The sequence below is a fragment of the Pseudoalteromonas sp. CnMc7-15 genome (assembly GCF_022347925.1).
Lineage (GTDB): Bacteria > Pseudomonadota > Gammaproteobacteria > Enterobacterales > Alteromonadaceae > Pseudoalteromonas > Pseudoalteromonas ruthenica.
Genome location: NZ_JAKRFT010000005.1, coordinates 323655 through 335962 on the forward strand (window position 1 = coordinate 323655; position 12308 = coordinate 335962).

At 48.7% G+C, this 12308-nt stretch carries 13 protein-coding genes; all 13 read right to left on the minus strand.

The window, feature by feature from the left end; all coding sequences use genetic code 11:
- The 13 genes from MHM95_RS14145 to MHM95_RS14205 all read right to left on the minus strand — a co-directional run bounded on the left by MHM95_RS14145 (position 1) and on the right by MHM95_RS14205 (position 12308).
- Positions 1–558 (minus strand): Maf family protein, encoded by a 558-nt coding sequence (locus MHM95_RS14145; protein ID WP_045979151.1) that lies wholly within the window; start codon positions 556–558, stop codon positions 1–3.
- 2 nt (positions 559–560) lie between these two features.
- Complete coding sequence (mreD, locus tag MHM95_RS14150; RefSeq protein ID WP_022945535.1) at positions 561–1040, minus strand: rod shape-determining protein MreD; 480 nt, start codon at positions 1038–1040, stop codon at positions 561–563.
- Entirely contained in the window at positions 1033–1878 is an 846-nt protein-coding gene (gene mreC, locus MHM95_RS14155; protein WP_022945534.1) for a rod shape-determining protein MreC, read from the minus strand. The genes mreD and mreC overlap by 8 nt, the downstream gene beginning before the upstream one ends.
- Positions 1878–2921 (minus strand): rod shape-determining protein, encoded by a 1044-nt coding sequence (locus MHM95_RS14160; protein WP_022945533.1) that lies wholly within the window; start codon positions 2919–2921, stop codon positions 1878–1880. The genes mreC and MHM95_RS14160 overlap by 1 nt, the downstream gene beginning before the upstream one ends.
- A gap of 148 nt (positions 2922–3069) precedes the next feature.
- Complete coding sequence (locus tag MHM95_RS14165; protein WP_239385598.1) at positions 3070–4287, minus strand: PEGA domain-containing protein; 1218 nt, start codon at positions 4285–4287, stop codon at positions 3070–3072.
- Positions 4288–4397: 110 nt separating this feature from the next.
- Entirely contained in the window at positions 4398–8483 is a 4086-nt protein-coding gene (locus MHM95_RS14170; protein ID WP_239385599.1) for a DUF6701 domain-containing protein, read from the minus strand.
- Positions 8480–8935, minus strand: coding sequence for an agglutinin biogenesis protein MshP (locus tag MHM95_RS14175; protein WP_239385600.1), 456 nt, complete (start codon positions 8933–8935; stop codon positions 8480–8482). Before MHM95_RS14175 ends, MHM95_RS14170 begins: the two co-directional genes overlap by 4 nt.
- Complete coding sequence (locus MHM95_RS14180) at positions 8907–9638, minus strand: prepilin-type N-terminal cleavage/methylation domain-containing protein (protein ID WP_239385601.1); 732 nt, start codon at positions 9636–9638, stop codon at positions 8907–8909. Before MHM95_RS14180 ends, MHM95_RS14175 begins: the two co-directional genes overlap by 29 nt.
- Positions 9638–10144, minus strand: a complete 507-nt coding sequence (locus MHM95_RS14185) for a prepilin-type N-terminal cleavage/methylation domain-containing protein (RefSeq protein WP_151173518.1) — start codon at positions 10142–10144, stop codon at positions 9638–9640. The genes MHM95_RS14180 and MHM95_RS14185 overlap by 1 nt, the downstream gene beginning before the upstream one ends.
- A complete protein-coding gene (locus MHM95_RS14190; protein ID WP_239385602.1) occupies positions 10134–10592 on the minus strand; it encodes a type II secretion system protein in 459 nt (152 codons plus the stop codon). Before MHM95_RS14190 ends, MHM95_RS14185 begins: the two co-directional genes overlap by 11 nt.
- A 3-nt stretch (positions 10593–10595) precedes the next feature.
- The gene (locus MHM95_RS18830) at positions 10596–11138 is read right to left on the minus strand and encodes a prepilin-type N-terminal cleavage/methylation domain-containing protein (RefSeq protein WP_275439941.1); all 543 of its coding nucleotides are present in this window, start codon (positions 11136–11138) and stop codon (positions 10596–10598) included.
- Between the two features lie 24 nt (positions 11139–11162).
- On the minus strand, positions 11163–11741 hold the full coding sequence (locus MHM95_RS14200) for a prepilin-type N-terminal cleavage/methylation domain-containing protein (protein ID WP_239385603.1): 579 nt from the start codon (positions 11739–11741) through the stop codon (positions 11163–11165).
- Positions 11742–11819: 78 nt separating this feature from the next.
- Positions 11820–12308 (minus strand): hypothetical protein, encoded by a 489-nt coding sequence (locus MHM95_RS14205; RefSeq protein ID WP_239385604.1) that lies wholly within the window; start codon positions 12306–12308, stop codon positions 11820–11822.

The following is a 12308-nucleotide window of genomic DNA, read 5'->3' on the forward strand; positions in this document are numbered from 1 at the left end:
CTAAAATTCAGCTATTAGTTTCTGTGTTTCATACAAAGGTAACCCCATCACGGCGAAATAGCTACCGCTGAGGTGGGTGACAAAGGCACCAGCGCGTCCTTGAATTCCGTAGCCGCCGGCTTTATCGAGTGGCTCACCGGTGAGCCAATACGCCTCGATTTCTGACGCGGTCAAGGTTTTAAACTGTACGTCAGTGGTGACGACTAAGGAGCTAGTTTTAGTCTCATTTGCCAAAGCGACTGCTGTCATCACTTGATGCGTGCGGCCACTGAGTTTGTTCATAGTAGCGACAAAATCGTCATAGTCTTTAGGTTTACCTAAAGCTTGGTGGTCGTATACCACCACCGTATCGCTACCTAAAACAGGGCGGTCGGTATAGCCCATAGCCACGGCTGATTCAGCCTTTAAGCGTGCAAGACGTTCTACCAACTGTCTTGGTGTTTCCTGTGCGAGTGGAGTTTCATCGGCATCAACAGCAAATTGCTCAAATTCAATGCCCAATTGCTGCAATAGCTCACGCCGACGCGGCGATTGCGAAGCAAGATATATAGCAGACATAACTAACGGATCCGAAAATGGCGGCGATATTTACGTAATAATAAAAATAGCCATGGCCAACAAATAGCACCGGTCGCTGCCGGCCATAAAAATTGCGGTGCAAAATAGACTTCAAGCAAGAAGTGGTGCAGCCAGAATTGCAATAAATGATGCAGAGCCAAAAACACCGCCACAAGCAACCCTTGTTGCCAAATAGAGAAATTACGCAGCTTTTGGTAATTACTCGCGGTGATGTAAATAGTAATGGCATAAGTCAACGAATGCACCCCCAGAGGTGAGCCCGTTGCGAGGTCTATTACCAGCCCTGTTAACCATGCACTGCCAATATTAAGACGATGAGGGACCGCAAGGGACCAATACATAAGTACCAGTAACACCCAGTCAGGGCGAAAGGGTTCAAAAGAGATAGGCAATGGCATCAGCGCCAGCACCAATGCAAAAAAGATGGTAACGATAATGAGCCAAAATTGACGATTAATCATTATTTACCTCAGGCGTCGCCGCTGCACTGTTCAAGACCACTAACAAGCGAATGCGATCAAGTTGCGCTACGGGCTCCGCATAAATCTGCGCGAACGGTCGTCCTTCATCACGGTTAATTTCCGTAACTACCGCTACCGGGTAACCCTCTGGAAAGCGCTCCCCTAAACCTGAACTTAACAGCACATCGCCAATACGAATATCTAAACTGTGTGGCACATGCGAGAGTTTAACTCGGGTAATTTTACCGATGCCTTCAACCACAGTTCGCACATCGTTGCGCAATACGCGCACGGGGGTGGCATGAGTTGTGTCTGTGATCAACAAGACACGACTGGTATTCGCGCCCACCTGCACCACTTGCCCCACCACGCCGAGCTCATCAATTACCGCCAGGCCTTCTTTTAGACCGTCGGAGGTGCCCTTATTGATAACCACTTGGTGGCTATAGGGGTTAGAGTGCACCGACAGCACTTGCGCAACTAGCTTGTTATTCTGTTGCCTCGGGTCCGAGCCCAATAACGCTCGTAACTTGTCATTCTCACGAGCTAAGAATTCAAATTGCTGCAGCTGTTCACTTTGCAATAGTTGCTTGGTCTTCAGCGCTTGGTTCTCTCGCAGTAATTGCTCTCGAGAGGTGAGGTTTTTGGCACTGGTGGAAATCAGCTCATAAGGAAGGTTTGCTAGATAAAGTAAAGGGCTTACTAGCGTATTAAGCGAAGTACGAACAGCAGTGCCACCGCTGGTGTAGCGATCGCCAACAATCAAGATAACACTCAGCACAACTGCGATGGTCAACCGCAGTTGCATTGAGACAGTACGACCAAATAATAGCTTCATTAGTCGTAGCTAAATACATCACCGCCGTGCATGTCTATCATTTCTAAGGCTTTACCGCCGCCTCGAGCAACACAAGTTAACGGGTCATCAGCAACCACGACGGGGATACCCGTTTCTTCCATCAACAAGCGGTCTAAATCTTTTAATAGTGCTCCGCCACCGGTTAATACCATACCGTGAGCAGAGATATCAGAGGCTAACTCGGGAGGAGATTGCTCTAGAGCGACCATGACTGCGCTAACAATACCCATAAGTGGCTCTTGCAGCGCCTCTAAAATTTCATGTGAGTTTAGAGTGAACGAGCGCGGCACCCCTTCAGCTAGGTTACGACCACGGACCTCAATTTCTTTTGCATCATCGGTTTTAAATGCCGAGCCGATTTCATGTTTAATTTGCTCAGCCGTGGCTTCACCAATCAAGCTACCGAAGTTACGGCGTACATAGTTAATAATGGCTTCATCGAACTTATCACCACCAATACGTACAGAAGAAGAGTATACGACTCCGTTAAGTGAAATGATGGCCACTTCAGTGGTACCGCCACCAATATCAACAACCATTGAACCCGTTGCTTCAGACACGGGTAAGCCGGCACCAATTGCGGCCGCCATAGGCTCTTCAATAAGGTACACTTCGCGAGCTCCCGCACCCATTGCTGACTCACGAATAGCACGCTTCTCAACTTGAGTTGCTCCACAAGGAACACAAATCAACACGCGCGGACTCGGGCGTAAGAAATTGTTGTTATGGACTTGCTTAATGAAGTGCTGCAGCATTTTTTCGGTAACATAGAAATCAGCAATTACGCCGTCCTTCATCGGCCGAATCGCTTTTATATTTCCTGGCGTACGGCCCAGCATTTGCTTTGCTTCTGTACCTACCGAGGCCACACTCTTTGGTCCACCAGCACGTTCTTGTCGAATAGCTACAACCGAAGGCTCGTTAAGCACGATACCTTCTTCTTTTACATAAATTAGGGTATTGGCAGTACCCAAATCGATCGAAAGATCGTTGGAGAAGAGACCACGGAGTTTCTTAAACATGGAACTGGTTGACCTTTGAAAAATTCTTATTATCTGAAAGCTTGAGACACTTTACCAATGCATCCCCCTCGCGGCAACATAAAGCTTGCGCTAGCACGAAAAAACAGCGCCAAGGGCAAAACTGTTTAACAAACGGCCACAATAACGCTTATTTACTGGCTAATTTTACAGCGCTTTTGCTGAGTTGAGCATACACCACTTGGGGCTTTTCGAGCACCACCTTTACTTGGTAACTCTTGTACCCCGGTTTGCGCACTTCCACTTGATACTCACCCAGTGGCAATGTGACATCCAATTTAGTTTGCCCGTATGGTTCACCATTGATAAATACGGTGTCATCAACAACGTTAGAGCGTACCGTTAACGTTACCGGATTAGCGTCTTTAGCGTGTTCTTGAAAGTCTCCTAAAGCGGCTATGCGACCAACCTCGATTGCCGAGCCGGTATTATCGCTTTGCTCACTTAACTGCCCCTGACTCACCTTATTATTGATGTTGTGATTTTGTAATCGGTTCACGGTGATTGTGCGACTTTGGCAATAACCTGGGTCAACTTCGAGCAACGAACACAATTGCGAATTATCAATTTCGCCAGCCATGGCCACACTCAAATTGACATTAAAATTACCTTGGCCGCTAAAGGCGCTGTCAACTACATGGCTGGATACCACTTTGACCCGAGCGTTGGCCAAATCACGCTTGGCACTGACTAAACGGTACTCGGATAAATTGTTGTACACTTGATCTAAAAAGCGAGAGGTCGCTTTGCTAAGCCCTTGTTGCTGCCCACGGCGCTCGCATTGCCCTAAGGTTTCATCACGCTGGCAGTTGATAGTATGCACCACTTCCAAGGTTCCTTTGCGGGCAAATTCGGTGCGTAAACGTTCAACGCGAGCTTGGTCAAGCGATTGCTGCAATGCCAGTTTACTTTTTCGGTTTTGCGCCACAGCAGTATTCAGTGCGCTAATACTTTCACGCTGACCATTGATTGCCGCTTGTTGAGCGTGAATTTGCGCTTGCTTATCATGCAGAGTTTGAGTGGCCTGTTGATAGTCTTTTTGTAAGCTATTCAAAGGCGTGTTTGGGTCTTTCAGAAAAGCCTGATACCCCTCATCTAACTCCTGCTTGGCGAGCTGTTGTTGACGTTCAGCCTGCTTGACCTGCGCTTGCATACGCTGCAACTGAGTGTGCAATAAAGTAAGCTCATCTTGGTGTGCTTTTATTTGCAACTGATCGCGCTCGAATTGCTGTTGATTCTGACTGAGTTGCGCGGCGATTTCCGCTACTTTTGAGGTATCTTGTGCGTTAGTCGCCATACTGAATACTGCAAGGGCGCATAGTAGTAGTGATGACAGAGCTAGTCGCATGGTTTCCTTCCTAACAAATAAGCATCATCTTGTTTTGTTAAGGGTAGTATAAAAAACCATTTCTACTAGAAAATGAATAAAAACCAGCACATTACCTAAAAAAAGGTCAGTTAGTTGAGCTGCTCGCGCCAATAAATAATACGGTCATTACCACGGAAAGTACCAAACTTGAGTGTCGCACTGGGGTTTTCATCAGCCGCACCATCACCGCTCCAATCCCAGAGCAACCAATCAGGCGCAGGGTAGCTCACCGGATAGGTACCAGGGTTTTCCTCAGAGTCGGCAAAAATCCCTTGGTCAACCACGTAATCACCCGAGACCAACGCTCCGCTACCCGTTGTGCTTAGCTCACCACTGCTGTCGATTAAATCGTTATGCGTATACGCGCTGCAATGATCTTTGCCATTCACCGCCCAACGCTGCCCTTGCCAGTACTGAGCTTGCATTGGCACCAACAGTGGTTCGAACTCACTGCCAAAGTTGTTTTCTAAACGCAATCTACCGTAGCGCATATCCAGCAAACCACTAAAGGCTTTGGCGGTACAGTTACTGCAACTGGCCACCGAGTCTCCTACCATATCGGCGCTGCGCCATGGGCGATTGTCAATTTCGCTCGAGATTTCAGCCCCTAGCTGCAATCGATTAAAGGGGCCATCAGGCTGCGCATTTGCCAAGCGTGCAAACATGCCATTGCTGACATTTACGCTGTAGACTCCTTGCTGCCATACGCCCACAGCGGCACTAAAGCGCGACGCCAAACTTGCCTGCTGTGGCTCTAAACTACGTGCTACGTAATTAAACTCGGCGCGGCCTTGGTAATGTTCACCATAGTTTTGCAATACTCTGCCGGTGGCGCTTAAAGCGTGTGCCTGCCAACTCAGACTAATCTGCGGCTGATCCATATAGGTAAAGTCAGTGCAGCTATCAAGTAGCTGTGAGGAGTTCATGGCAAAATGCTCGGGGTAAAAACGACCAATCACGGCACTGGCCACTTGCTCACCTAAGTATGAGGTCGCTAAATACTGCTCATTCACCGGGGCTGCGTCTAAGCGAATACTTCCTGCTTCATCCCACATCACTTGTTGGCTTTGTTGTACACCTGAGGTATTCGTCAGTGCGAACGACCCAGAGCTTAATAGGCTGCCATCACCAAATCCAGGCTGTGGATAGACACGGTCGAATAAGGTCACTTGAGCGCGCTGCGAAGGTGACTCTAAACCAAAGTTGGGGGTCACATTTCCCTGCTTATTCACGCTTGCCACTTGCACTTGGAACGCCTCGCCTGCGGCCACAAACCCAGCCCCTGAGCCTTGAGTTGCTGGATTTATGCGGCCATCACTGGCAGCTACCGCTATGACCTCCAGCTGGTAAGGTTGGCTCACAAAAGCGGCGCTACTACCCTGCAGGGTGAATTCTGGCTCGGTGGGGGTGGCCGCTACGGTCATTGCCCCATGTAATTGCAGCTGACCTACATCGCTGTAGTTGAACTCTAACGGCGCCGCACCTTGGTTATTAAAGGTTAGCGCGACGCTCTGTTTATTCGCTTGTTGCCCTTGGTTGTTGAGGCCAATGGCTGTGCCGTTGATTTGAGCTTGCTGGCCACTTTGGCATACCCTCGGGTTTTCACAAGAAAGGCCTAACTGCACCTGCTGTTCGCCTGCCACCCGTGCTTCACAAGCTCCGGTTACGGCATTGGCGGCAACCGCTTTTAATATCAGGTTATTAGATTCTCCTGCACGTAGGGTTGGCGGTGCAGACACGCCGTCACTGGCAAAAAATGCCAGTCCTGCATCGACGAAGTCGATGGTGCAATTCGATAATGTACCGCCAATAAAGCAGCGATCTTGGCTAAATGGTTTAGCTGGCGGTGTGGAGCTTGCCACACCAATTTGCGCACTGCCTCCTTGTGGTAGCTGTAACTTCGTCGTGCCAACGCCATTCGTCAATGTAAACGGGTTACCACCGACAAATGTCCCAGCGGTGCTACTCATTTGTACTTCAACATCTTGCTCAACTAACGCTGTACAGTCTTCATCGGCACAGGCCTGCACCTGTATGTCTGCACTATAACAGCGCACGGTTTGCTGCGGATGCGATAAGCGAAAATGATCGACGGTGACACCAACAGGCTCAGAGCGCAATGCACAAATTTCGATGTTATCGAGCTCATGGATATTAGTAGAGCCGCCCGTCGAGCCGGTAAAAGATAATAAAAAGTTTTCCGGTACCGGCGCCTGACCAAAACCGCTATCTAGCGCATTAAAGCTATCAATGAGCACTTCAAAACCGCTACCTGTATTACGCTCTACTTTTACAATGCTCTGATTAGCGATTCTCGAGTCGATAGTAATGCGATAACGATGGGGTTGCGAGGAGGTTGCCTCATCCACTCCCGGTGATAAACAATCGCCGTTGGTGTTTGTGGTGCCATTGTTACAGGTGCCGCGTAAATAGCGGTATCCCGATTGACCATCACCAGAGCCGCGCACCACAACTGATTGTCGCCGCCGACCGATAGAACCCTGTCCACCTTCGTTAGAAAAGTTACCGTATTCATCCAAGCCAATCCCTAGCCAGCCGCCAGCAAAACCAGGCACCCCAGGTTTATAACCATAGCCAAGAGGACCACCGAAAGAGCCAGGCTGCGGAGTGACAGAGGCATCAGAAAAAACCAACGCAGCCCCATCGGCACCACTGCCACCATAAGCAAAGTAATCAAATTCAACCTGAACTAAGTTATTCTCTGCCGGAAACAAGCGCTGAAAATTCACCGAGGTGGCCTGGTTGGTACGCGCTTCGGTAAGGCGTAGGCGACCATTCACTGGTTGTGGGGTAAAGTTACCGCGACTACGAAACGGGATCCATTGCTCACTGAGCGATGCGCCACTGAAGTCATCGCTGATACAACTTAAGCAGGTGTCTGGACGCACATTGCCATCTTTGGTCAGCCCTGCAAGCTGGTTAGTATAAATAGTGGTTATTTGCTCAGTGGATAGCGCCCCTTCATAGACAAGCACTTCATCCAGCACACCATTGAGCTCGTCGGCAAATGAGCCATTACTTCGCCACCATACTCCCAATGCCGTGCGCAGCACGTTAAGACTCCCTGACGTTCCCTGACGGCAACCAAAGCTAACCCCGTTAATATATAAACAGAGATCACGCCCCGAGCGCGTCAAAGCAATGTGGTTCCATGTGCCGCTGGTAATTAAAGGCGTGGGATTAGAGAAGGCATAATATTGCCCTTTAAAGCCAACTCGCACCTCGCCCCCTGGGCGCACATATAACTCAATCTCAGTATTGGTTTGATTGTTACTGGCGGAGAGCAACTCATTAAAGCGCCCAGTATCATCAACTTGCGCCCACAGGGATAAAGAAAAGTCATTTCGGCCATTGAGAAGCGCCGCTGGTAAGGCAATATAATAATTGCCACTGCGGTTTAAACCCGCACCATTATTAACCTGCCCCGGCTCAGCGCGAAGCAAATACCCATTCGCTGGGTAGTTGCCGGTTAAATCTTCCAATATGCCCGAGTCTAAGTCAGTACACAGATCAAGCGGGTAATTAGCTAAAAGCTGCGTACTTGGTGTAGAAATACACAACCCCGGGAGCTCTAAATTTTCGGCTGCTTCAGGGTCGTATATGACGTTGGTATTACCCCCTACAGCAATAGCACCGTTCGCTGCCAGCCCCCCGACCACAACGTTATTAGCATTAATAGAGATGCTACCTGCTGCGAATATAAGCCCATTTATGGTAGCGAGGTTATTGATCATCACACTGCTACGGACGACTAGCGTAAGCTGTGAAGCATCGCCAAGCGGGTTAAGCTCTAAGCGGTTGTTCACATTAATAGAGTCGTTTACATAAATGGTTACCTGTTCATTGGCAGCAATATTTAAACGATATCCTTGGCCACTGTTGACATTAAGGCTACCAAAATAATAACTCCCACCCCTTAAAGTACTGCCGCTGGCAGGCCAAGGGTTACTTTGCCAAGGCACATTAGCTAAGTCTCCCGGATCGAGGCCATTACCCGAGGTTAGTAAGTTGTCATTGATGGCACCTGTAAATATGTCCTCACAATTTGGTGCACTGTAAGCGATAGGCGCAAACAACAATGCGAAAATACACACGCAAGCGACTCGAAGCACATTTACTGTCATTGTGAGTTTTTGCTGATATAACTGCTTCACCCTTCGAGCCTCACTTCCACAGCGATACTGCGCTGTACATCAATACTGCCAGTGCTACATTGCGCAGCACTGGTTATTTGATAAAAATTAACTGCGCCACTGGCCACTGTCGGCTCAGGAACATCTTCTTCACTGGCACAGCTCATTGCCACGGTGCAATTCTCCAAGGCACGGCTAGCAAAGCTATAATTCGCCCCAGCTATGAGCGCACAACTGGGGGTGCTGTCAGTAATCAACCGTTGCAGGCTGCGCTCTATGCCACTTTGCGCAGCCATGTAACTGCGCGCCCCATAATATTCTAGGGCGCTTTGATTGATACCCGCGTTAATCACGCGAGAGAGCGCGAGGCCAAGCGCCAATAGCAGCACCGCCACTACGACCGCCACAACCAACATTGAGCCACGCTGCTGACGAAAAGAGCTGCTAGGGAACATTAGGAATATGTACCTCATGCGTTAGCCTAAGCTGTTCACCTCGCTCAGACCTAAAAGTTAAATCAAGGGTAACCAGGGCATTACGCTCCAATGTGCCCGGTTCATAGCGTGGTTGCCAGTCACTGACTCCCACAGCCAATAGGTTGGTCGCTGCATTTTGCTTGCGTACCAAAGATGCCCGGCCATCGACCACTTCGGCGCATAGTTCAACTTGGAAGCCAATCACATAAAAGCGCTTACCGGGTGAACTGCGCTGTGGCTGGGCGCTAAGCTGCCAACCATAAATATTGTCGTTATTACCCTGATCGTCAATATCAGTAATAGTCAACGCGTTATTTTCAATATCATTCACACTGGTGGGAAAAATAACAATCTTATCAACGTTTTCAACAGCACTGCCGTCAAAGTCAACCACTGGCAAAGGAGCTTGGTCTGCCTCCCCCAGATAAGAGCCACTGCTCTTGATGGGGTAAAAGCTTAAACATCCGTTTGTGCCATTAACCGCGATGGAGTTAGGAACACTATTACGTAACTCTTTTTCTAATCGCAAAATGACAAATCGCGATTGCGCCACCAGCCCTGAACGTTGATTACCCCCACTGTAAATTTGCATAGCAAAGCGAATAAACTGGGTCACCCCGACTGCAAGTATCCCTAGGATAACAATCACTATGATCAGCTCTATTAAGGTAAAGCCCTGATTGCGACGAAATCCACGCATCAATAATTGCCTCGATAGGCATCAAAGCGGTAGCGCTCACCATTGGGGGCGGTGATGGTTACCTCGATGCGCTTTGCCTGTTCAATGTTATCATTGCTGGATTGGTCGTAATCACCGTCAATCGCGACCAACACTGAGGCCGCAAATCCAGAATAAGTGCCGCCGACATCAGTAATACTTAACCCATTGTAGTCATCAACATCATCATACAGATCACGACTGCCCTCCTCTGGGCCCATGGTGGTGCTACAACCAACTGGTTTTTCATCGCAGCGCTGAAAGGGCGGACTACGATCGCTGTTTTCGTCATAGGCTTTACCCAGAATTTCATTCATCAATGACTGCCCGAGCTTGGCTGCTTTTACTTGCACCAGCGGTTCAGCGCTTTGCCTTGCTTGCGGAGCAATCAAGGTGAATACAATGACCATCGCGATGGCAAAAATCACAATGCCAAGAATCAATTCGACTAGCGTAAAGCCTCTCGCTCGCGGGCGCTTAGCAGCCATATACAGCCCCTTCGCCGCTAATACACACAGCTTGATTCCCCACTTGTACACGGCAGGTATTGGCGCAATTAATATCTGGTTGCCCTAGATGGTTAAAAGACAAGGAACTAAAGCTGCCACCGTTGTTATCGGTGGTGGTAAAAGTGATATCAGTGCCGGTGCTATCAACAACGAGATAGTCGTCATAGGCTGTAGAAATGGTATTTGCGCAATTTTGATTAGCGGGGGGCGCGATTAACGTGGTGGTAATTTTAACGCAATTATTACTATTAAGGTTGTGCATCGCCTGCAACTGGATACTGCGGATCATCGCCAGCGTGCGGTCTCTTAAAGTGTAGGCATCTTCATTATTGGAGCCAAGAAATCGGGGTATGGCAGTCACCGCCAATACCCCAATAAGGATAATCGTGATTATGAGCTCAACGAGCGTAAAACCACGGTTGTTCATTGCTTACTGACAGTCGTCAAGATTTAATGTGATCACTGGCGGTGTATTAGCATCGGCTGCTTCGGTGTAGGCCACATAGCAGCCATCATTAGCTTCACCGCCGGTGCCATTGCCTGCCACTACCGCAGTCGGTGCTGCACTACCTGTAGCTCTTACCACAAAGATAGCGGGTGTCCCGCCTGCAGCGGCAATCACATTGCTTGCAAAGTCATTGGTTAAATCAATATCCATCGCTGCGGCAATACCAGTAGCTGCGGCTTGTGGGTAGCCAAAGGAAGTCGTTACATCAACGGTTCCATCAGTGCCTAAGTCAACCCCTATGGTGCCATCACCTGCATCGCCCTGAATACCTTCAATAATAGCCTTTCCGTAAACGATATCTTTGGCAGAGTTCATCGCGCCTCTAACACCTTGTACCGTTGCCGCATTGGCATCACCCTGCAAGTTTAAAAAGCGTGGCGCTGCTGTGACTGCAAGAATCCCTAGAATAACAATCACAATAATCAATTCGATTAAAGTGAAACCTTGTTGTTTTGTTGCTTTCATCGTCTGTACCTCGTTATAGCAAACTTAAAATACGGTTACCTGCCCCGTTGCGGGAAAGTAAGAAAAACCATCAGTGGCTGTACCGTCCGGCACAGAGTCGTCAGGCAGATTCGCGACATTGGTGGTATCGAGCGAATCTGAAAGATAGTAAATACACTGCGAGTTGGCCGCGTTAAATTGTACGTAATAACGGCTTTGCGCGGCCTGATTTGGGTCAATAGTATTAATAGGGGCTGATTGTAAAATAAGATCAAACACATCTTTGCAATCTTGGCGCGCCATAGCGCCAACGGTGGTGTCGGAGCCGCCATCGTTGGTGGGGTAGCCAATATCGCCATCAACACCTAAGGTAACTTGGTCGTACACCACAGTGGTAATATCAGCACCACCGTTATCGACTACGCGACCGTCAACTTCCCATTGTGAGCGCACTAATCCTATCGCCGCTGCAAATCCACCAGCCACGCCTTCAACCGATGCTTCGCGAGCATCATCGGTAACATCGATAAAGCGCGGCAATGCGGTTGCAGCCAAAAGCCCTAAAATAATGATTACTATAATAAGCTCTATGAGTGTAAAGCCACTTTGTTGTTTGCGTTTCATTGCCTACTCCAACAGAGTTAAGTACCTAAATTCATTCTAGACCAAAGGCTAAATTACTCAAAAATCATTATATTTTGTTTATTTGAGTGTAACAGCCACCTGACCCGTGTGTACATCAAAGCGAAACCAGGTTCGCTCATTAAAAAGAAACTCACACCCGACTAAGGCTTGCCCTGCCCATATCGGCTTAACACTGACCCCAGCCAGGTTGCCCTGCCCTTGCATGCGGGCAAATAAGCCCTGACAGGGAGCCCCATCGCCCTCAAGACCTGTCGGCCAGCCAAAGCGATTAACCACAAACTGTTGTTGACCCACTACCTGCATTTGCGCGCTCACCTGCTCTAAGGTAATGGTATCTTGTTTATGGGCTAGCCACTTACCATGAATAGCAACGGCACTGTGATGGAACTCCGCCACCGCTTTATGCAAATTCACGTCATTGACAGTATTAAATAACTGGCTGATATAGTAAATAAAAAAGCCAATAAACACACAAATCAGCAACCCACTAATAAGCAGTTGATAAACCCGGCTCAAACGCCGGCTCACCTGCTGCTGATTACGCAC

Coding starts and splice junctions, on each gene's coding strand:
- MHM95_RS14160 (WP_022945533.1), bottom strand. CDS start 2,921: ATGTTTAAGAAACTCCGTGGTCTCTTCTCCAACGATCTTTCGATCGAT.
- mreC (WP_022945534.1), bottom strand. CDS start 1,878: ATGAAGCTATTATTTGGTCGTACTGTCTCAATGCAACTGCGGTTGACC.
- MHM95_RS14165 (WP_239385598.1), bottom strand. CDS start 4,287: ATGCGACTAGCTCTGTCATCACTACTACTATGCGCCCTTGCAGTATTC.
- MHM95_RS14185 (WP_151173518.1), bottom strand. CDS start 10,144: ATGGCTGCTAAGCGCCCGCGAGCGAGAGGCTTTACGCTAGTCGAATTG.
- MHM95_RS14190 (WP_239385602.1), bottom strand. CDS start 10,592: ATGAACAACCGTGGTTTTACGCTCGTTGAGCTCATAATCACGATTATC.
- MHM95_RS18830 (WP_275439941.1), bottom strand. CDS start 11,138: ATGAAAGCAACAAAACAACAAGGTTTCACTTTAATCGAATTGATTATT.
- MHM95_RS14180 (WP_239385601.1), bottom strand. CDS start 9,638: ATGCGTGGATTTCGTCGCAATCAGGGCTTTACCTTAATAGAGCTGATC.
- mreD (WP_022945535.1), bottom strand. CDS start 1,040: ATGATTAATCGTCAATTTTGGCTCATTATCGTTACCATCTTTTTTGCA.
- MHM95_RS14145 (WP_045979151.1), bottom strand. CDS start 558: ATGTCTGCTATATATCTTGCTTCGCAATCGCCGCGTCGGCGTGAGCTA.
- MHM95_RS14175 (WP_239385600.1), bottom strand. CDS start 8,935: ATGAGGTACATATTCCTAATGTTCCCTAGCAGCTCTTTTCGTCAGCAG.
- MHM95_RS14200 (WP_239385603.1), bottom strand. CDS start 11,741: ATGAAACGCAAACAACAAAGTGGCTTTACACTCATAGAGCTTATTATA.